Below are 19,198 nucleotides of genomic sequence, written 5' to 3'. Positions count from 1 at the left end.
GAAGTTCTGTGGGGGCGACCTGGTTTCGACGGGGGTTGCAAAGCAGCGCAGGGCATACCGAGGGCGGGTCACCTCGTAAATACAACCTGAAAAAACTTAACTGCAAACGATAACTCGTACGCACTGGCAGCTTAATTGCTGTTAGCTCTAGAACACCTCGTCCCTGGGGTGGGCCGTCAAACGCTCTAGAGTCATTTACAGGGACTCGTCTGATACTGGGTTACTTAGTATTCGACTAAATAATAGGTAACTCGCTTGTACACAGCGTGCACGTCCGCGTTGTACCGGTTAAATTAAATGGCAGTGCTAAGTATGTAGAACTGTCTGTAGAGTGCTTTCGGACGCGGGTTCGATTCCCGCCGCCTCCACCATCGCATCCTAAAAAACCGTCCTGTGGACGGTTTTTTTTCGTCGGCCCCAAAGGCGGCGGGAATCGAAGCCGCGGGGCGTAGCAGGGGTTTCGAGCCGCATGCGGCGAGCCTGCGGGCATTCATTCAAACGCGCCATCGACCTCTGCCTGCATCTCTTGTTAGCCACTACGCGATCTGCACAACCCGACATTGTTGACAAAGCGGATAACGTGCGATGAATCCCGAAATCTTCTCTCTCATCTCGACAAACGAACCGCCACACAGGTAGCAGGCAGTTTCAGTTGGCCCTTGCCAGTAACTGAGCACGCGGCCACTGCCATTGAGCAAGCGATCAAATTCGCTGTACACAAAATTTGAATCGCATTCCCGGTAAACCTCGTCAGGCAGACTGGAACCATTGAGATACACTGCCATCCCTTCGCTGGCGCCAAAAGCGATTTCACGGTCGCTGGCGCCGATCGTCAGCTTGGATCCTTTCGGTGCGCCGAGCTCCTCCAAACGGTGAATGATCGCTTGCACCGTCTGCTCAGTAGCGTTGCTGACCTCAATTTCGATATCACAAAACTCGATCTCCCCGCTCTTGCTCTGCAGCGTGCCGCCGCCGCTGATTTCGCCGATGCCATGCGCTGTGAGGAGGTCGTCCAGGGGATCTTCGAAGAATTCGGCGCGATGCATGGGTTGCAGGCGCGCGTTGAGTTGCACGACGATGAACGCCTTGGCGACTTCATTCTTCGGCACGGCTTTTATTTTAAATAAATTGCCGAACATGACGACTCCAGATGGTGAATGTGGAATTGATCAGTTAAAAATGTCATAGCGGCGCAGCCGGTGGTTGCCATTGCACAACTGCGGGTAAGGCGCACCGCTTTGCAGTGACTGCTAGCGGATGCGCGTCCGCCGGTGAGCATAGCACTTTGCTAAAATGATATCTAGCCACACGGCCATCGCGTGGCCCGCCCTACCTAATCCCCGCAAGAATTTCCTGCAGCGCCGCAAATTCAGCAGGCTTGACCAGGTGGTAATCAAACCCCGCCTGCAGAGACCGCTGCCGATCGGCCTCCTGCCCGCAGCCTGTCATTGCAACAAGCACGACATCCTGCATGCTGCTCGACTGGCGGATTCGTCTGGCAACCTCAAAACCGTCAAGTCCCGGCAAGCCTATATCGAGCAGCATCACTTGCGGACGCCCGGCGGCGGCGGCCTCCAGCGCGGCCGGACCGTCATGGGCGGTGCGCACCTCATGGCCTTCGAGCTCAAGCAGCATGGCCAGACTTTGCGCCAGGTCCTCATTATCGTCGACCACCAGGATGTTGATGCCTCGTCCCGCTGCCGCCGGCGGCATAATGGCCGCATACGGTGGCAGCGCCAGCGGCGCCTGCTCGAGCGCCATGATGGGCAAACGTATGATGAACTCGCTGCTCTCCCCCAGCGTGCTGGCCACCGCAACGCTACCACCGTGCAGTATCACCAGGCGCTGCACCAGGCACAGGCCGATGCCCAGCCCGCCCTGCGAGCGGTCCAGCGAGCGATCGGCCTGCGAGAACAGCTCGAAAATACGTGGCAGTAATTCTGCCTCGATGCCGATACCGTTGTCGTGCACCCGCACCAGCGCCTCCTGCCCTTCTTGCTCGACCGTCAGCGTGATGTGCCCACGCGCATCGGTGTATTTGGCTGCATTGGCCAGCAGGTTGACCACCACCTGTTCCAGTCGGGCAGCGTCAGCGTGCAACCACAGTGGCTGCACCGACGGCATGACGGTCAGCGTGTGCCGGTGTGTGGCCATCGCCGGTTGCGTCGTTTCGACGGCGCGCGCAACAATATCATTGAGTTCGACGCGGTCGAGATGCAACTGGACGCGGCCGCTGGTGATGCGAGAGATTTCAAGCAAATCATCGACAAGGTACTTGAGCCGACCCACCTGGCGCTCGATGAGGGCGCAGGCATGCAGCTCGACCGCATCGTCTGTTTGCCGCGATCGCAGCAACTGCGCGGCAGTTGCCAGGGCGGCCAGCGGATTGCGCAATTCGTGACTGAGCAGGGCCAAAAATTCGTCCTTGCGGCGATCAAGGTCTGCCAGCGCGTGCGCGTGCGCCTGCAGTTGCTGATCGGTGCTGCGACGCTCGGTAATATTATTAAATATCACCGCGACCTTGCAGCTGCCGGGCCCACCGACGCGGAACGCCTGGATGTCGAACCAGCCCTGCAAGGCAGTGCACTCGGCCTGCACACGCACCGCCACGCCGGTGAGCGCGACTTTGCCATACATCTCGAACCAAAAATCTTCATGCGCGGGCGAGATCTCGCGCATGCGCCTGCCTGGCGCATCGTGCAAATTGCACTGCGCGGCAAATATGGGATTGACCTCCAGGAACAGGTAATCGACCGCGTCGCCGTATGCATCGAAGATCATTTCAATGACGCAAAAACCTTCGTCGATGGAGTTAAACAGATCGCGATACAAGGCTTCCGAATGCAGCAGGGCGGCTTCCGCGCGGCGGCGTTCGGTGATGTTGTTAAATAACACGGCGACACTCCTGCCGCTATTTCCCTTTATCTGAAAACAATATAAATCGAACCAGCGATGCATCGGCTTCGCTTCGCTGATCGTGCGCACCGGCTCGCCCGTCAAGGCGACACTGCCAACGATGTCGAACCACGCGGTTTCCAGATCGGGAAAAAATTCGCGCACGCGCTTGCCTTCGGCGCCGTGCATGCCGGTAAGTTTTTCAAACGCGGGATTGACTTCGAGGTAAGTAAAATCGATCGGATGGTCGTTCTCGTCAAACAGAACATCGATCAGGCAATAGCCTTCGTCCATGGACTCAAACAGGCTGCGATAGCGCGCTTCCGAACTGGCCAGCGCGCGCGCAGCGTCCCTGCTGGCAGTGACGTCACTGGCGAAGCCGACCCACTCGACGATCAGCCCGCCCCCGTCAAGCAGGGGTACCGCGCGCGCGATGGTCCAGCCAACGCTGCCATCGATACGCATCACCCGGTGCGCCATCTCGAACATGCTTTGACGGGCAATCGCATCGCCAATCGCCTGCAACACCTGCGCTTGGTCTTCCGGATAAATGTAGGCTGCCAGCCAGCCCCCATCGGGCGCCCCGGTATCGGCAATGAAATTGCGCCCGACCAGTTGCCGCATCTCGCTCCAGTCTGCATTCATCCGATAGACGACGTCGGAGCCGGCCGTGAGGAACGCGCCGCAGCGCTCTTCGGTATCGTGCTGCAGGGCGTGGGTTCGACCGGCCATGGCCGCAGCGGCCGCGCAGCGGCACAGGCTCGTCAGCTGGCGCAAATCTTCTCCATCGAACAATCGCGCCGCCTCATGCGAGCCGTGCGAGGCGGCCCAGAGCGCGCCAGCGATGTGGCCGTCGATATAGAAAGGCGCAACGAGAAATTCCTGTGCCACCGGCGCGGCGTGCAGTAATGCGGGAAAGGTATTTTCAGGCCGCGTAAACAACAGGGCAAGACCGTCGGCAATGACCGCCCCACAAGGGTCCAGGCCGCGCAACCGGGTCGTGCCGGCGTAGCGCTGCCATTCACCGGCGACTGCCTGCCAGACCAGCCCGCTACCGTCCCTCGACAGCAGGCTCACGCCGGCTGAGCCGGCTGCAAGGACGTGCAGCAGCGTGTCGGCCACCGCCTGCAGCGCAAGCGCAGGGGAGTCTGCCAGTATTTGTGCAAGGCTGCCCAGTGCCAGGCATTCGCTGCGGTGGTCTGCCGCGCGGTGAGGACGGTGCTGCAACACAGATGTTGCGACAACGTCGTCAAGCGCCAACGGTTGCCCGTGCGAGGTCCCCGCTGAAGGCATCGTTGTAATCGGCTGCATCATTTACCCCCTTCCATTGTCAATCCGCCTTCGGCACTTTGGGAGGGCAGCAGGGCCAGGGATTCAAAAACTTGACGAAATAAAGCCATCGTGGCGTACTGCTGGCAGGGCAGACTGCGTCGTGCAATGTGCAATGTGCAATGTGCAATGATGACATAAATACTCGAAAAACAAGGTTTTTACGGTACACACGCCGCCCCTGTTCTTGGCCGTCGAAGCGCCATTGTTACTAGTGATTTTTACTCATGCCGCAATAGCGGTGCAGCCATTACACTCGGCGAAGCAAGACGGTGCGCGCGTACACGACAGCGGCGCAACCGGTGGGCGCTGGCACCATTGACAAAGGAGATATTATTGCTTATGCGAAATTTTATCAGTCGACGGACCAAAATATCTCACAAATCATTCATCCGCATTAGTGAAAATTGTGTATTTTTAGAAGCAATGCTAAGCATATAAATGACGGAAATGACGCCCATCGACAACTTAAATTAAACAATTTTTCCCAATGAACCATTGGTCCATCGGCGGGACGTTCAAATATGTAAACTATTGATGCAAGGAAGCGCCTCAATTGTTACTTTTTGTTTTAGAATAGCCCAAATTCGACATTCATCACTCCGGCAAAATCATGGCAACAGACGAGGATTCACCCCGGGCCATAATCACAAGGCTGCTAGCAAGCGACCCCGATGACGCGGTCAACAAGAGCATCGAGGTGCTGGAATTGCTGGCCAACAGCCTGGTAGGGATCATTGGCGAGCAAGGTTTCGAAACTTTGCTTTATCGCAGCGCACACCGGGTCAATCTCGACTTCCCCTGGCTGCTCTATGACCCCCGCACGCGCCCACCAGACCCCGAGTTCAATCTGCTGCGCGAGTGCTTCGAAGGCTACTCCGCGGCGCAGACGCACGCGGCCAGCGAACTATTACTCACCACGTTGATCGACATACTCGCGGTTCTCATCGGTGAGCACATGACCACATTAATCGTGCAGCCAGCGCTAGGACACGCCGGCGCCGGAAACAAAAGCAAGGAGCAGCAGAATGGGTAAGCGAGTACACATTGGCAAGCTGGTTTCAGGCGTGCCCGGGTTCGACGAACTGGTTGGTGGCGGCGTCCCCGAATTTTCGTTCAATCTCATCGCCGGTACTCCCGGCAGCGGCAAGACCACACTCGCCCACCAAATCATGTTTTCGCTGGCCAACCCGCAACGCCGCGCCCTGTTTTTTACGGTGCTGGGCGAGCCGCCACTGAAAATGCTGCGTTACCAACAACAGTTTTCGTACTTTGACTTCGACAAACTGGAAAGCTCGATCCGCTTCGTCAATGTGGCTGCTGATATGGTCGATGGCAACTTCGACCGTGTGATCGCCCGCATCATCGACGAAGTGCAAGAATTTTCGCCCAGCCTAGTGTTCGTCGACTCGTTCCGTTCGGTGGCGCAGGCAGCGCCCTCGGGTGACCAGGGGTTTTCCGATCTGCAGCATTTTGTGCAGCAGCTGGGCATGCAAATGACCAGCTGGCAAGCGACCACCTTCCTGATCGGCGAGTACTTGCAGCCAGATGAGGAATCGGGCCCCATTTTCACCGTCGCCGATGGCATCCTGTGGCTGTCACAACTGGTGCGCGGTGACTCGATGGTCCGCAAGATTCAAGTCGTCAAAATGCGCGGCGCCGCCCAGAAACTGGGGGCACATACCTTCCGCATCGATGACGACGGCGTACGCATCTTTCCGCGTGCCGTCATGGAAACGCCGTTCATGCCCGCCATGCCGTTAAGTGCAGAGCGCGTCTCCACCGGTGTCGCCGAACTCGACGCCATGATGTGCGGCGGCGTGCCGGCCGGCTATTCGCTGCTGGTGGCCGGCCCCAGTGGCTCTGGCAAAACCATCCTGGCCACCGAGTTCCTGGCCGAAGGGGCACGGCGCGGCGAACATGGCATCATTGCCGAGTTTGAAAAAAGCCCCAACCAACTATTAAGCCACCAGCTCAATGAACTGGTTAGCTCCGGCATGGTGGGGGTCATCAACACGCGGGCGCTGGACCTGTCGATCGATGAAATCCTGCACGACCTGGTGGCAATGATCGACCAGACCAAGGCGCGCCGCGTGGTCATCGATTCCCTGTCCGGCTTTGAGCTGGCACTGTCATCAATTTTCCGCGATGACTACCGCGAAGCGATGTATCGTCTGGTGGCGATTCTGACCGCCAAGGGCGTGACGGTATTGATGACGGCGGAACTGGAAGACCGTTACGACATGCTGCGCTTTAGTTCGTACGGCAACGCCTTCCTGGCTGACGCCATCGTCAACCAGCGCTACATGGAACTTGATGGACAGTTCCGCCGCGTGCTCTCGGTCGTCAAGGTGCGTGGCAGCGATCACAGCAAGGACATGCGCTTTTACGACATCGTCGATGGCCGCACCGTCATCGGCAAGCGTGTGAGCGGGTACACCGGTGTACTGACCGGCAGGCCAGTGCGAACCAAACGCACAACGCGCTTCCGAAAGCCGCTGAAAATTTCCTGAAACGGACCCATCGCGGGCGGCCTTGCGCCGCCCGCGATGGCCTGTATGTCCGCAGGGAGAATGGCGTCGGCGCTGCGATCAGCGCCGCCCCCAGCGCCGCCACCGTCACGCCACCGATCGCGCCTCGACCACCGCAGACTGTGCCAATGCCTTGGCAAATGCCGCGTTGAACGCCGGCAGATCGTCCGGCTTGCGGCTGGTAATGAGGCCACCATCGACGATCACCTCCGCATCGGTCCATTCGGCGCCCGCATTGCGCAAGTCGGTTTGCAGGCTGGGCCAGCTGGTCACCTGGCGCCTGGCCACCACGCCCGCTTCAATCAATGTCCATGGTCCATGGCAGATGGCGGCAATCGGCCGCCCGGTGGCGGCAAACGCGCGCACAAAGGCGACCGCCGCCGCGTCGGTGCGCAGCGAATCCGGGTTGGCGACGCCGCCAGGCAGCAGCAAGCCATCGTAGGCGACAGCACTGGCGTCAGCGACGGCACGGTCGGCGGGAAACTGGTCGCCCTTGTTGTCGTGATTCATTCCTTGCACGTGGGCGCCGGCGCCCTTGGGGGAGAGCACTTCGATACGCGCGCCCTGCGCCAGCAGGTAGTCGCGCGGTGAAGTAAATTCAATTTGTTCGACGCCGTCGGTCATCAAGACGGCGATGGTTTTGCCCCTGAGGGATGCATCTTGCATGCGCATAAAAGCTCCTTGTACGGTGATACCTGAATGGTTGGTGCCGATCTCCTACCGATTGTAATGCGCTCCCCTGCGCCTGTCGCGAGCGTTCCGTGCGGCAAAATGGGACGAGGCTGTGGCAGCCGCGCGCCAGAGGATGTCAGCACAAGCGGCGAGGGCCGCAGCGCCGGACACGCGGCACCGGCGTGCCGCGTGTCCGGCGCAGGCAGGTCAGCTGGCGGCGCTTATTCGGCGCCGACCACGCGCAGGCGGGTGCGCAGGCGGTGAATTTCATCGCCCAGGTCGAGAACCAGGGCGGCGATGTCTTCGTTGGCGTCGAATGCCTGTTCGAGATTGCGCAGACGGCGCGCCCGTACCAGGTCACCGCTGCGAAAGCGGATGGTGGTCAGTTCAACACTGCCATCTTCGCCCAGTACGCCGGCCCTGACGTGGCGAATGACCCAGTCCGGTTCGACCTGGCACGCCAGCGCCAGTTCATCGAGGGTTAGCGCGACGTCGTCGAGCAGTACCCCGGAGAGTGGTAAATTATGACCCATGCTTTACGCTCCGTTTTACGCGCTGTTTCACGCTCAGTGTGCCTCTGTGTGACTGTGTGTGATTTTGTGTGGCTCTGTGTGCCCGTGTGTTCAGCGCCCGTCTTCAGGGCCGCTGCGGCTCGCGCGGATTGAACGCCATTTCGCGCGCCATCTGTTCGTACAGTTTGCGGGCGTTGTCATCGTGCGCCGGCGGCAGCACCACCTCCAGCACCAGATACAGGTCGCCCGGCGCCGGCGCCGGAATGCCGCGCCCCTTCAGGCGCAGCTTGCGCCCCGTCTGCGACCCCGGCGGCACATTGACTTCGACGTTCCCGGACGGCGTAGGCACGCCGATCGCACCGCCGAGCGCCGCTTCCCACGGTGTGACCGGCACCGTTTCATAGACGTCGCTACCCTCGACGCGGTAACGGCGATCGGCATTGAGGGTCATTTCCAGGTACAGATCGCCGTTCGGTCCGCCACCCCTGCCGGGATGGCCCTGGCCGGACAGGCGCAACTGCTGCCCCGGCAGCACACCCTTGGGAATCTTGACGTCGAGCGACTTGTCGGCGCGACCGCCGCCATCTGGCTGCGGCACGCGCATGCTGATCGTGCGGGTGGCGCCGTGAAAGGCGTCGTGCAAGTCGATGGCGATGCTGGCGTGGATGTCTTCGCCGCGCATCTGAAAGCCGGCGCCGCCGCGGCCGCGCTTACCAACGTTGTTGAACAAATCGGAGAAAAAATCGCTGTCCATGCCGGCCCCGCCGCCAAATCCGCCGCCACCGCCACCCCAGTTCGGCGGTGGCTGAAACTCTTGCCCGGCGCGCCGTCCACTGCCCAGCTCATCGTAGGCAGCGCGCTTTTCGGCGTCGCCCAGCACGCCATACGCTTCGTTGATTTCCTTGGTCTTGCTGTCGGCATCCTTGAGTTTGCTGACGTCGGGATGGTATTTGCGCACGAGCTTGCGGTACGCCTTTTTGATGTCGTCGGCCGACGCCTTCTTGTCGATGCCCAGACTGGCGTAGTAATCCTTGTATTCCACGTTGCGACACTCCCTGGTTGTTTTATTCATCCTAACGCAGCGGTGACGCTTGTGGCGCACGGCTTCTCGATAAAACAGCAATCGCATGCTTTCATGGCAAGCCTCAACATCATGCGCCTGTTTGCGCAAATCGACATCGCGCCATTGTCGGCGATGCTAGATTTTATGCATGGTGCATGGATGCGGGGGCGGCTGTGAACACATGGACAAAAAGGACGGGCATCGCACTGCTCATTGTGGCATGCCTCGGCAGCTCCCTGGCGCTGGCCGGCAAGCTGCTCGGCGAGCGCAAAATGGCGCGCAAGACCAGCGTCGCCGAGGCCCTGCTGCAGGTCACGGCCGACAGCAGCCGGGTCGAGCACGGCCGCTACCTGTTCAACACACGTGGCTGCGCCGACTGCCATGGCGCGCAGGGTGCCGGCAAAACCGTGGTCAGCGATGGCGCCATGCTGGTGGTGGCGCCCAATATCAGCCCGGGCGAACATAGCGTCACGCGCCGTTACCGCGCTGCCGACTGGGTACGCACGGTGCGCCATGGCGTCAAGCCGGACGGCACGCCGTTAATGATCATGCCCAGCGACGACTACAACCGCCTCAGCGACGACGACATGGCGGCGCTGCTGGCCTACCTGGGCACGCTGCCGCCGGTGCCCGGCCGGGCCGCTGTGTTGCAGTTGCCGCTGCCGCTCAAGGCCCTGTACGGCGTCGGCCTCATCAAGGATGCGGCCGAGCGCATCGACCACAGCCTCCCGCCGTCAAGGCCGGTGGTGGCCGCCGTATCGGTCGCGCACGGCGCTTATGTCGCCAATGTCTGCATGGGCTGCCATGGCCCGCAACTGGCGGGCGGCAAGATCCCGGGCGCGCCGCCCGGCTGGCCCGCCAGCGCCAGGCTGGCTCCCGGCAAAGGCAGCGTCATGTTGCGCTATGTCTCCGCCGACCAGTTCGTCCAGACCATGCGCAGTGGCAAGCGCCCGGATGGTTCCCCGATCAGCAAGGTGATGCCGTTCGAATCGCTCAGCCAGATGAACGACACCGATTTGCAAGCCCTGTTTGTGTATCTAAAATCGTTGCCGCCGCCGGCGGACGGCTAACAATCTATCGCGTCAGGGTGGAGTCGCTGCCTGCGCGCCTGGCAAGCGATGGTGTGCCGTCATAGTGACTCCATCGTCTTGGCATGGCGCGCCATGCCTTATTTTCACGCCTTGTGCTCGGCTGCCATGCATTGCCTGTACACACGCCGCAAGCCGTTTCTTCCTACCTACCGGGATAAGTGCTACGTGAGCGCTGAGAGTTCTCAGCCAGTACGCGTACCGCCGTCGATGCATTCGACCATGTTGACGGTGGCGACGGCCGCGCCCTGCCGCCTGCCGGGCGCTGCGGCATCACTGCTTTGCACGCAGTAACTCGACCACGTCGGCCAGCCTGGCCTCGATCGCCCGTAACGCCACCAGTTGGGCGTCGGCGCCCTGCTCTGGCACGCTGTGCCGCAGGGCCTGGCGCGCGGCCATGATCTGCGCGCGAAATGCCTGCGCATCAATAATCCCCGTCAGGTGCATGTCGGACGCCTGCCCCGCGCTGTGCCCGGCGGTCTCGAATTTCAAGGTGCTCAAGTGAAAATGACGAAGGATCGGCCCTTCGACGAAGGTCACATCCTGGATATTTTCCAGCGGGATGGTTTTTTCAGTGGTGACCAGGATGCCCTTGCGGTAACGCAGGCTGTGCGGCCCCAGCTGGCATTCGAGGCGGTCGAAATAATGTTGCGCCCACCAGCGGCCGACGCCCAGGAACCACACCAGCGCCAGCGGGATGCCAATTACCGTGGCCATCATCGTCAAGCCGATCGACATCACCAAAAACGGTTTGATCAGGGGGTTGAAGCGGGCGGTGATGACGGGCTGGTCGGTGGACATGGCGGTGGCGCTGGTGGTGGCAAAGGTGGCAAGGAGTATATTCGATGGCCGGATATTGCCAGTAAAATAGTTCTTTTACTTATACATCCGCCCTCATGCCGTCCTCCGCCAGCTCCCGCTACGCCGTCATTGCCGAAATCCGCGCCATCTGGCAACTGGCCTGGCCCGTGCTGGTGGGCCAGGTGGCAACCATCGGCATGGCCGTGGCCGACGTTGCCATGACGGGCCATGTAAATGCCGATGAACTGGCCGCCGTTGCCCTGGGCACGTCGATCTGGTCGATCGTCCTGGTGACGGTGATGGGGGTGATGATGGCGATTAACTCGGTGGTGGCGCACGAAGTGGGCGCCGGCCGCTTCGATGCCATCGGCCATGCGGTGCGCCAGGCGCTGTGGAAGGGACTGCTGGTCGGCATCGTCGCCTGCGCCGCCGCCAATGGCTGCGCCCTGCTATTTTCTCACCTGGGGCTGGACGCAGCGGTGGCGGCCGAGGCGGCACTGTTCGTGCACATCATCAGCATCGGCATGCCAGCCTTTGCCTGCTATCGGGCGCTGTATGGCTACACCGCCAGCATCAACCAGACCAAGCCGGTGATGGTGATTGCGCTGGGCGGCCTGGCGTTTAATATTGTCGTCAACTGGCTGCTGGTGTTTGGCAACCTGGGCTTGCCGCGCCTCGGTGCGCTCGGCTGCGCGGTGGGCACGGCGGTCGGCACCTGGCTAATGCTGGGCGCCATGCTGTGGTGGATAAAAATTGCCCCGGCCTACCGCCAGACCAATCCCTTCGGCTGCTGGGAGGGGCCGCACTGGGACGCAATTGGCAGCATGCTGCGCCTCGGCCTGCCCATCGGGGTGACGTATTTTGCCGAAGTGAGCGCCTTCGGCCTGGTCGGCTTGATGGTGGCGCGCTTTGGCGTGGTGCAAGTGTCGGCGCACCAGATCGCCCTGAATTTTTCTTCGCTGACCTTCATGGTGCCACTGAGCTTTGGCATCGCCCTGATCACCCGCGTCGGCCAGGCGCTGGGCGAAGGGGCGCCGCGCAAGGCACGCCATGTGGCCTGGGTGGGGGTGGCGATGTCAGCCGGCTTCGGGCTGCTGTCGGCGGTGCTGGTGGCGCTGTTGCGCTGGCCGATCGCGCGCGCCTATACCTCCGACCCTGCGGTGCAAGCCATGTGCGTGCAGTTGCTGCTGTTTGCCGCCCTGTTCCAGCTGTCGGACGCCATCCAGGTGGCCACCTCGAGCGCGATTCGCGGCTACAAGGTGACGCGCGCACCGATGGTGATTCAGCTGGTGGCGTTTTGGCTCGTCTCGCTGCCGCTGGGCATCGTGCTGGGGCTGGCGCCCGCCTGGCTGCCATTCGGCCCGGCGGCGCCCATGCAGGTATTCGGTTTCTGGATCGGCCTGGTGCTGGGCTTGAGTGTCGCCGCCGTGCTGCTGACGGCCGCGCTGGCGCGGCTGGCGCGGGCGCGCGTGCCCGCTATCAGCGTCCCGGCGGCGTAATTACAGCTTTTGCGGGCGGACTCTGGTATCGTCCTGAGTTGTTCTTGTTCAACCATTACCGAGACGATCCATGCGCCTTTCGCTATGCCTTATTGCTGCCCTGCTGGCCGCGCCCGCTTTCGCTGAACGTCTGACCCTGGACCGCATCCAGGCCGATCCCGCCCTGTCCGGTCCCGGCGTGCGCAATCTGCGCGTGTCGCCCGATGGCGAGCACATCACTTTTCTGCGCGGCCGCGATGACAACCAGTTCCAGCTGGACTTGTGGGAATTCAACACCAAAGACAAGACCACGCGCCGCCTGGTCGACTCGAAAGTGCTGGTACCGAACGAATCAATTTCGCTGGAAGAAAAAGCCCGCCGCGAACGGGCGCGTACGGCCAGCCTGTCGGGCATCCTGAATTACAGCTGGTCGCCGGACGGCAAGCAGCTGCTGGTACCGATCGCCGGCGACCTCTATCTGGTCGAGGCCGCCCATCCGGACAAGGCCCGCAAAGTTGCCTCGGGCAATGTGGCTGACCCGAAAATTTCGCCAAAGGGACGCTATGTATCCTTCATCCGCAACCAGAATATCGTCGTCATCGATCTGACCACCGGCAAGGAAAAACAGCTGACCCACGACGGCAAGGGCACTGTCCACAATGGCGAAGCGGAATTCGTGGCGCAGGAAGAAATGGGCCAGCGCACCGGTTACTACTGGGCGCCGGACGATTCGGCCGTGACCTATAAACGCTTTGACGAAGCGCCGGTGCCCGTGGTGCGCCGCTTTGAAATTTTTGCCGACCGCACCGATGTGGTCGAGCAGCGCTACCCGGCCGCCGGCGATGCCAATGTGATCGCTGAACTGTTCATCGTCTCGCCCGTCAGCGGCGCGCCGCGCAAGGTCGACATCGGCGCCAACAAGGATATCTACCTGGTGCGCGCCGACTGGTCGGGCGACAGCAAGACCCTGGTCTACCAGCGCCAGAGCCGTGACCAGAAGACGCTCGACCTGATCGCCGTCGATGCCAGTTCGCTCAAGCAGCGCACCCTGCTGACCGAAACGTCGAAAACCTGGGTCAGCATCAGCGACGACCTGCGCTTCCTGAAAAACCAGAACGCCTTCCTGTGGTCGTCCGAGCGCAGCGGCCGCAATCACCTGTATTTGTACGGCATGGATGGCAAGCTGCTCAGCACCGTCTCGAGCGGCGAATGGGGCATCGATAACGTCCAGGCGGTCGACGAAAAGACCGGCCGCGTGTTCGTGTCGTCGAACCGCGACAATGTCGTCGACAAGCAGATCTATGCACTGGCACTCGATGGCAGCCTGGCCGACAAGCCGCTGCGGATCACCAAGGCGGACGGCTGGCACGAAGCGAACTTCGCCCGCAACGGCGAAGTGTTCGTCGATACCTTCTCCGATCCATCGACGCCGCCGCAGGTGTCGATCCGCAGCGCCGATGGCGCCATGGTGGGCTGGGTCGAGCAGAATGAATTGAACGACAAGCACCCGTACGGCAAGTACAAGGCAGACATGCTGCCTACCGAGTTTGGCACCATCAAGGCCAACGATGGCCAGACCCTGTACTACTCGATGATCAAGCCGGCCAATTTTAATCCGGAAAAGCGCTACCCGGTGTTCCTGTACACCTACGGCGGCCCGCACGCGCAGCAAGTCACGCGCAAGTGGGATAACCAGTTTTACCAGTACATGGCGCAGCAGGGCTATGTGGTGTTCCGCCTCGATAACCGCGGCTCCTCGCGGCGCGAGCGCCAGTTCACCGATGTGATTTACAAGGAACTGGGCAAGCACGAAGTGGAAGACCAGGTGACGGGTATCGATTGGCTGGCCAAGCAGAGTTTTGTCGATGCCAAGCGGGTCGGCGTGTTCGGCTGGAGCTATGGTGGCTTCATGACCCTGCGCCTGCTGTCGGCAGCGTCGGACAAGATCGCCATGGGGGTGTCGGTGGCACCGGTGACCGACTGGTCGCTGTATGACACCCACTACACGGAACAGTTCGTCGGCGCCACGCCGAAGTCGGACCCGACCGCGTACGCCAACAGCGGTGTGTTTGCCCACCTCGATGGCTTGAAGTCGCCCCTGTTGCTGGTGCATGGGATGGCCGATGACAATGTGCTGTTTACCAATACCACCAAGCTGATCGATAGCCTGGTGAACCGCAACATCAAGTTCGAACTGATGACTTACCCCGGCGCCAAGCATGGTATTTCTTCGCGCGCCGGCCAGCGTCATGTGTACTCAACCATCGAAGCATTTTTCCGCAAGCATATTGGTGACAAGGCTGACGGCAGTTAAATCTTGCCTTGCTTCATCGCTGCAAAAAAGCCGCGATATCGCGGCTTTTTTTTATCTGCTCCAACCAGCATGGGCCATGCTTAGTTGGTGGCGTCTTTCAGTACTTCTTTGGCGTCGCCGATTTTTTCCTGGGTCTTGCCTTCAACCTGGTTGGCCAGGCCTTTTGCCTGCTGTTCGGTGCTACCGACCAGCTTGCCAGCCTCTTCCTGAATTTTGCCGCCGATGTCTTTCATTTTGCCGTTGACTTGATCGCTGTTCATGGTGGAGCTCCTGTGTTTGGTAAGGGCATGGCGATGTGCTCATGCAGTGGGTTCAGAATATGGCAGGCGCGGCATGGCGTCTGTTAGCGAGCGAACGCTGGCTCAACAATAAGTTGACGATGCGATGCGGACAGGCCGGCAAAAAAGGGCGCATTACCCGTTAAGTCCGGGCAGCGCTGGAACTTCATTTTTAAAACGCGACTCCAAGTTACTCGACCATCGATCAGGAGAGTGATATGGACCGCGCCGCCTTCGACCGGCTGTTGCGACGCCTGCGGGCATTGGGCCTGCACGAGCGCGAGGAAGTGTGCCTGGAGATGGCCCACTCGATTTACGGCAAGCGCATTTGCGCCCTGATCGAGCAGGCCGGCCAGGACCGCTTGCAGTGTCCACGTTGCCAGAACACCAGGCTGTATCGCGACGGCAGCGCCAATGGCTTGCAACGCCATCGCTGCCGCCAATGCGGCCGCTCATTTAATGCGTTGACCGGCACCCTGCTGGCGCGTCTGCGCCATAAAGATCGCTGGCTCAGTTATTTTGATTGTTTGCGCGATCAGGCGTGTACCGTGCACCGGGCGGCAGAAAAAGTGGGGGTGCATGCAAACACCAGTTTTCGGTGGCGCCACCGTTTTCTCGACTGGGCCAAGTACGACCGGCCGCGCAGCCTGCAGGGCATCGTCGAAGTTGACGAGACGTTTTTATTCGAGTCGCAAAAGGGCGCGAAGCAGTTAACACGACCTGCGCGCCGGCGCGGCGGCGTCGCCAGCCGGCGCGGCATTTCGGCCGACCAGGTCACGATCGTGGTGGCGCGCGACCGCGCCGGCAATACCATTGATTTTATCGGCGGCCGTGGCGCCTTAAAAACGGCGAGTCTGCAGCGTCATTTGCTGCCAACACTGCAGACAGATGTGCTGCTGGTCAGCGATGGCAATCCGGTCTACCGCCGGTTTACCCGTGACGCCGGCATTGCCCACCGCGCCGTCAATCTCAAGCGCAAAATCCGCGTCGATGGCGCTATTCACGTGCAAAACGTCAATGGTTATCACAGCCGTTTTAAGGGCTGGCTAGGCCATTTTAATGGCGTCGCCACCCGCTATGTGGCGAATTATCTGGGTTGGCGCTGGGCCATTGACGGCAACCGCATCGACTGCGCCGAAAGCTTCCTCAGAGCGGCGCTGGGGGTTTTCCGGAGTTAGCGGTGAAAGCGTCAAAAAAAAGCCGCGTCGAACGCGGCTCAATGGCACTACCATACGCTCACTCAGCGGTTACCGCGATTGGGCAAATCGTCCTTCAGAACTTCCTTGGCGTCGCCCGCTTTTTCCTGCAGCTTGCCCTCGGCCTGCTTGATCTGCCCCTTGGCTTGCTGCTCGCTGCTGCCGACAACTTGGCCGACTTTTTCCTGGATCTTGCCGCCGATATCCTTGGCCTTGCCTTTGACTTGGTCCTCGTTCATTTCGGGTACCTCGCTTGCTGGTGGTTGGGAGCACCACCTTACGACCACGCCTTCGCTACTTCTGTTCGCCACTTAACATAACGGCCCGATCAGGCTTGCGCCAGACGCTGGCGAGCCAGCGCTGCTCGGACGACGGCACGCCACTGGGCCGGTAGTAATGGTCGAGATAGAGAAAGCCGGCCTCTTCCATAAAAGCACGCCATCCTGCCAGGTCATGATAGCTGCCGTAGCGCTCGCCGCTCCAGCCTTCCTGGTTGTCGCCACGGGGATTCGAACTGAACAGCACGCCACCCGCTTTCAGCGCGTCGTACAGCTTGCGCAATACGGCCGGCAAGGCGGCGCGGGGAACGTGAAACAGCGAAGCGTTGGCGTAGACGCCATCGAACTGCGCCGCCGGCAGCGCAAGATGGAGAAACTCTTGCTGCCACACTTCACAGCCGCTGTAGTGGCGCGCCATCTGCACGAACTGATCGGCGCCGTCGATGCCGATGGCACGGTGACCAAGCGCCGCCAGGGTTTTCAGGTCGCGCCCCGGGCCGCAGCCAAGATCGAGCAGGCACAGCGGCGCTGGCGCCGCCAGCGCGCCTAAAAAGGCCGCGATGTTCTGACTCACATCGTGGCCGATGGTGCCGGCAAAGAAGCTCTCGGCACGATCGTTGTAATGGGCCACGGTGCTGCGGGCAATGGCGTCGAGCGCGTCGTTCATGGCAGCGGCCATCCTAAGGCATCACCAGACCCGCACCCGCTCTGTCGGCGCCAGATACAGCGACTGCCCCGGCTTGACGTCAAAGGCCTGGTACCAGGCATCGAGATTGCGCACGGTGGCAGCGCGGTACTGCGACGGCGCATGGCCATCGGTGAGCACGATGCGGCGCAACTGGGCGTCGCGCATCTTGCTGCGCTCGCTGTGGGCATAGCCGAGGAAGAAATCCTTGTCGCCATCGAGCGGTGCGCTCTTGCCCGCCAGGGTGGTACGGTAGGCATCGTAAGCGGCGGCGACGCCGGCCAGATCGGCCAGGTTTTCGCTGAGCGTCAGGTTGCCATTGACGGCCAGATCGGCAAACGGTTTATACGCCGAAAACTGCGTCGCCAGCCTGGCCGAGGCTTGCGTAAAATGTTCCTTGTCCTGCGTGGTCCACCAGTCGCGCAGGCGGCCCTGGGCGTCGAACTGCGCACCCTGGTCGTCGAAGCTGTGGCTGATTTCATGGCCGATCACGCTGCCGATGGCACCGTAATTGGTGGCGTCGGACGCCTTCGGATCATAGAACGGCGGCTGCAGGATGGCTGCCGGGAACACGATGCCATTTTGCAGCGGCATGTTGACGGCATTGACCAGCTGCGGCGGCATGGCCCATTCCGACTTGTCGGCTTTCTTGCCCAGCTTGGCGAGCTGCTGGCGCGTCTGGAATGCCTCGGCGCGCACCACGTTGCCGAAGGCATCGCCCGGCACCACGCGCAAGCCGGCGTAGGAATCCCAGCGGTCCGGGTAAGCCACGCCGACATACAGGGTCTTGAGTTTTTCCTGCGCCTGGGCGCGGGTGGCCGGTGCCATCCAGTCGAGCTTGTCAATGCGCTGGCTGAAGGCAGCAATGATATTGGTCACCATGTGCTGGATGCGCAGCTTGTCGGCGGCGGCAAAATTGCGCTCGACATAGACGCGGCCGACTGACTGGTCCAGGGCGCTGTTGGTGGCAGCGAGCGCACGCTTCCAGCGCAGCGACTGTTGCGGCGTGCCCGACAAGGCCTTGCCATAAAAGGCGAAGCGCTGATCCACAAAGGCCTTCGACAGGCTGCCGCCGACATGGTTGATCTGGTGGAAAGCCAAATAATCCTTCCAGGTGGCCAGATCGGTCGACGCCACCAGCGCCGCTTCACCCGTGGCGGCGCCCGGATGCCAGACGATGAACGTGCTTTGGCCGGACAACCCGGCGGCCTTGAAGAACGCCGCCCAGTCCATGCCGGGGGCCTTGCTGGCAAAGTCTTTCAGGGTCCAGCTGTTGTTGGCTTTTAAGACGTCGGCGGAATCTTCGCGGCTGGCATGGGCCTGGGCGATCGCCGTTTCCAGCGCCATCACCTTGACGGCGCGCGCTTCGCTGTCACCGAACCCGGCCAGCGCCAGCATGGCGGCGATGTGCTGCTGGTACTTGCTACGCAGCTCAGCCATGTTGGCGTTGTCGGTCAGATAGTAGGCGCGATCGGGCATGCCGAGGCCCCCTTGCAGCAGGAAGGGCACGTTGCGCGTCGGGTCGGCCAGGCCCGGTGCCACCCAAAAACCAAAAATATTTTCAGTGAAAAAATTGGTGTTGTTCAGTGGATCGACGTCAGCGCGCAGCGATGCCCCCAGCGCACGCGTCAGTTGCGCCTTGCTGGAAATCGCAGCGATGTTCGCCAGCAGCGGCTTGAGGGGTGCGGCGCCTTTCGCCTCGATGGCGGACTCATCCATGAAAGTCTGGTAAAAACTGGCCACCTTGCGGGCGTCAGGCTTGGCCTTGGGGTCGGCGTTGATGCTGTCGAACATCTTGACGATGCGCGCATTGGTGTCTTCGGCGATCGAGGCGAACGCGCCCCAGCTGCTGCGATCGGCCGGAATCTCCGTCTTCGCCAGCCACTCGCTATTGGCGTACGTGAAAAAATCGTCGCCCGGCAGCAAGGCCGTGGCGGCCGGCCGGACGATGCTGCTGGCAGCCGGCGCAGCCTGGGCTGGCGTTGGCGTTTGCGCCTGGGCGAAGCTGCAGGCGGCGCTGCACAGGGCAACGGTGATGGCGGTCTTGAGCGGAGTCCAGCTGGTGTTCATGGTGTCCC

At 61.2% G+C, this 19,198-nt stretch carries 16 protein-coding genes and 1 other RNA gene; 7 read left to right on the top strand and 10 right to left on the bottom strand.

Annotated features, from left to right (window positions below; genetic code table 11):
• Positions 1–10 precede the first annotated feature (10 nt).
• Positions 11–371: a transfer-messenger RNA gene (ssrA, locus tag ACP7BZ_RS05500) on the top strand.
• A 165-nt stretch (positions 372–536) separates the two neighbouring features.
• On the opposite strand, the gene ACP7BZ_RS05495 is transcribed toward ssrA, so the two are convergent.
• Together ACP7BZ_RS05495 and ACP7BZ_RS05490 are read right to left on the bottom strand one after the other, a co-directional pair.
• The gene (locus tag ACP7BZ_RS05495; protein WP_426110861.1) at positions 537–1,139 is read right to left on the bottom strand and encodes a hypothetical protein; all 603 of its coding nucleotides are present in this window, start codon (positions 1,137–1,139) and stop codon (positions 537–539) included.
• Between the two features lie 190 nt (positions 1,140–1,329).
• Positions 1,330–4,122: a hybrid sensor histidine kinase/response regulator gene (locus ACP7BZ_RS05490; RefSeq protein ID WP_426110858.1), complete on the bottom strand. Its 2,793-nt coding sequence runs from the start codon at positions 4,120–4,122 to the stop codon at positions 1,330–1,332.
• Between the two features lie 715 nt (positions 4,123–4,837).
• On the opposite strand from ACP7BZ_RS05490, the gene ACP7BZ_RS05485 reads away from it, so the two are divergent.
• Positions 4,838–5,260, top strand: a complete 423-nt coding sequence (locus ACP7BZ_RS05485) for a hypothetical protein (RefSeq protein WP_426110856.1) — start codon at positions 4,838–4,840, stop codon at positions 5,258–5,260.
• Positions 5,253–6,737 carry an ATPase domain-containing protein gene (locus ACP7BZ_RS05480; protein WP_426110854.1) on the top strand — a complete coding sequence of 495 codons (1,485 nt, stop codon included), beginning with the start codon at positions 5,253–5,255 and terminating at the stop codon, positions 6,735–6,737. The genes ACP7BZ_RS05485 and ACP7BZ_RS05480 overlap by 8 nt, the downstream gene beginning before the upstream one ends.
• 105 nt (positions 6,738–6,842) lie before the next feature.
• Here the strand turns inward: ACP7BZ_RS05480 and ACP7BZ_RS05475 are convergent, their stop codons facing one another.
• The 3 genes from ACP7BZ_RS05475 to ACP7BZ_RS05465 all read right to left on the bottom strand — a co-directional run bounded on the left by ACP7BZ_RS05475 (position 6,843) and on the right by ACP7BZ_RS05465 (position 8,981).
• Entirely contained in the window at positions 6,843–7,427 is a 585-nt protein-coding gene (locus tag ACP7BZ_RS05475; protein WP_426110852.1) for a type 1 glutamine amidotransferase domain-containing protein, read from the bottom strand.
• A 221-nt stretch (positions 7,428–7,648) separates the two neighbouring features.
• Entirely contained in the window at positions 7,649–7,960 is a 312-nt protein-coding gene (locus ACP7BZ_RS05470) for a MerR family transcriptional regulator (protein WP_426110850.1), read from the bottom strand.
• A gap of 103 nt (positions 7,961–8,063) precedes the next feature.
• Positions 8,064–8,981, bottom strand: coding sequence for a DnaJ C-terminal domain-containing protein (locus ACP7BZ_RS05465; protein ID WP_426110848.1), 918 nt, complete (start codon positions 8,979–8,981; stop codon positions 8,064–8,066).
• 236 nt (positions 8,982–9,217) lie between these two features.
• Between ACP7BZ_RS05465 and ACP7BZ_RS05460 the strand changes: the two genes are divergently transcribed.
• Complete coding sequence (locus tag ACP7BZ_RS05460; RefSeq protein ID WP_426110846.1) at positions 9,218–10,072, top strand: c-type cytochrome; 855 nt, start codon at positions 9,218–9,220, stop codon at positions 10,070–10,072.
• A gap of 291 nt (positions 10,073–10,363) precedes the next feature.
• Here ACP7BZ_RS05460 and ACP7BZ_RS05455 read toward each other — a convergent pair whose 3' ends face one another.
• Positions 10,364–10,891 (bottom strand): PH domain-containing protein, encoded by a 528-nt coding sequence (locus ACP7BZ_RS05455; protein ID WP_426110844.1) that lies wholly within the window; start codon positions 10,889–10,891, stop codon positions 10,364–10,366.
• Positions 10,892–10,986: 95 nt separating this feature from the next.
• Here ACP7BZ_RS05455 and ACP7BZ_RS05450 point away from each other — a divergent pair, with 95 nt between their 5' ends.
• Together ACP7BZ_RS05450 and ACP7BZ_RS05445 are read left to right on the top strand one after the other, a co-directional pair.
• The gene (locus ACP7BZ_RS05450; RefSeq protein WP_426110842.1) at positions 10,987–12,390 is read left to right on the top strand and encodes an MATE family efflux transporter; all 1,404 of its coding nucleotides are present in this window, start codon (positions 10,987–10,989) and stop codon (positions 12,388–12,390) included.
• A 70-nt stretch (positions 12,391–12,460) separates the two neighbouring features.
• Positions 12,461–14,683 carry an alpha/beta fold hydrolase gene (locus ACP7BZ_RS05445; RefSeq protein WP_426110840.1) on the top strand — a complete coding sequence of 741 codons (2,223 nt, stop codon included), beginning with the start codon at positions 12,461–12,463 and terminating at the stop codon, positions 14,681–14,683.
• An 80-nt stretch (positions 14,684–14,763) separates the two neighbouring features.
• On the opposite strand, the gene ACP7BZ_RS05440 is transcribed toward ACP7BZ_RS05445, so the two are convergent.
• Positions 14,764–14,943 carry a CsbD family protein gene (locus tag ACP7BZ_RS05440; RefSeq protein ID WP_426110838.1) on the bottom strand — a complete coding sequence of 60 codons (180 nt, stop codon included), beginning with the start codon at positions 14,941–14,943 and terminating at the stop codon, positions 14,764–14,766.
• 236 nt (positions 14,944–15,179) lie between these two features.
• Here ACP7BZ_RS05440 and ACP7BZ_RS05435 point away from each other — a divergent pair, with 236 nt between their 5' ends.
• Positions 15,180–16,139, top strand: a complete 960-nt coding sequence (locus ACP7BZ_RS05435) for an IS1595 family transposase (protein WP_426110836.1) — start codon at positions 15,180–15,182, stop codon at positions 16,137–16,139.
• A gap of 62 nt (positions 16,140–16,201) precedes the next feature.
• On the opposite strand, the gene ACP7BZ_RS05430 is transcribed toward ACP7BZ_RS05435, so the two are convergent.
• The 3 genes from ACP7BZ_RS05430 to ACP7BZ_RS05420 are packed head-to-tail and all read right to left on the bottom strand — an operon-like array spanning position 16,202 to position 19,190.
• Positions 16,202–16,396, bottom strand: a complete 195-nt coding sequence (locus ACP7BZ_RS05430) for a CsbD family protein (RefSeq protein WP_426110834.1) — start codon at positions 16,394–16,396, stop codon at positions 16,202–16,204.
• Positions 16,397–16,451: 55 nt separating this feature from the next.
• The gene (locus tag ACP7BZ_RS05425; protein WP_426110832.1) at positions 16,452–17,102 is read right to left on the bottom strand and encodes a class I SAM-dependent methyltransferase; all 651 of its coding nucleotides are present in this window, start codon (positions 17,100–17,102) and stop codon (positions 16,452–16,454) included.
• A gap of 21 nt (positions 17,103–17,123) precedes the next feature.
• The gene (locus ACP7BZ_RS05420; RefSeq protein ID WP_426110830.1) at positions 17,124–19,190 is read right to left on the bottom strand and encodes a M13 family metallopeptidase; all 2,067 of its coding nucleotides are present in this window, start codon (positions 19,188–19,190) and stop codon (positions 17,124–17,126) included.
• Positions 19,191–19,198 lie beyond the last annotated feature (8 nt).

The organism is Massilia sp. PWRC2 (assembly GCF_049896725.1).
GTDB lineage: Bacteria > Pseudomonadota > Gammaproteobacteria > Burkholderiales > Burkholderiaceae_D > JAFCUW01.
Note: the sequence above shows the minus strand (reverse complement) of the source record. Positions and strands in the feature narration are given on the sequence as shown.

Coding starts and splice junctions, on each gene's coding strand:
- ACP7BZ_RS05495 (WP_426110861.1), bottom strand. CDS start 1,139: ATGTTCGGCAATTTATTTAAAATAAAAGCCGTGCCGAAGAATGAAGTC.
- ACP7BZ_RS05485 (WP_426110856.1), top strand. CDS start 4,838: ATGGCAACAGACGAGGATTCACCCCGGGCCATAATCACAAGGCTGCTA.
- ACP7BZ_RS05480 (WP_426110854.1), top strand. CDS start 5,253: ATGGGTAAGCGAGTACACATTGGCAAGCTGGTTTCAGGCGTGCCCGGG.
- ACP7BZ_RS05475 (WP_426110852.1), bottom strand. CDS start 7,427: ATGCGCATGCAAGATGCATCCCTCAGGGGCAAAACCATCGCCGTCTTG.
- ACP7BZ_RS05470 (WP_426110850.1), bottom strand. CDS start 7,960: ATGGGTCATAATTTACCACTCTCCGGGGTACTGCTCGACGACGTCGCG.
- ACP7BZ_RS05455 (WP_426110844.1), bottom strand. CDS start 10,891: ATGTCCACCGACCAGCCCGTCATCACCGCCCGCTTCAACCCCCTGATC.
- ACP7BZ_RS05450 (WP_426110842.1), top strand. CDS start 10,987: ATGCCGTCCTCCGCCAGCTCCCGCTACGCCGTCATTGCCGAAATCCGC.
- ACP7BZ_RS05445 (WP_426110840.1), top strand. CDS start 12,461: ATGCGCCTTTCGCTATGCCTTATTGCTGCCCTGCTGGCCGCGCCCGCT.
- ACP7BZ_RS05440 (WP_426110838.1), bottom strand. CDS start 14,943: ATGAACAGCGATCAAGTCAACGGCAAAATGAAAGACATCGGCGGCAAA.
- ACP7BZ_RS05435 (WP_426110836.1), top strand. CDS start 15,180: ATGGACCGCGCCGCCTTCGACCGGCTGTTGCGACGCCTGCGGGCATTG.
- ACP7BZ_RS05430 (WP_426110834.1), bottom strand. CDS start 16,396: ATGAACGAGGACCAAGTCAAAGGCAAGGCCAAGGATATCGGCGGCAAG.
- ACP7BZ_RS05425 (WP_426110832.1), bottom strand. CDS start 17,102: ATGAACGACGCGCTCGACGCCATTGCCCGCAGCACCGTGGCCCATTAC.
- ACP7BZ_RS05420 (WP_426110830.1), bottom strand. CDS start 19,190: ATGAACACCAGCTGGACTCCGCTCAAGACCGCCATCACCGTTGCCCTG.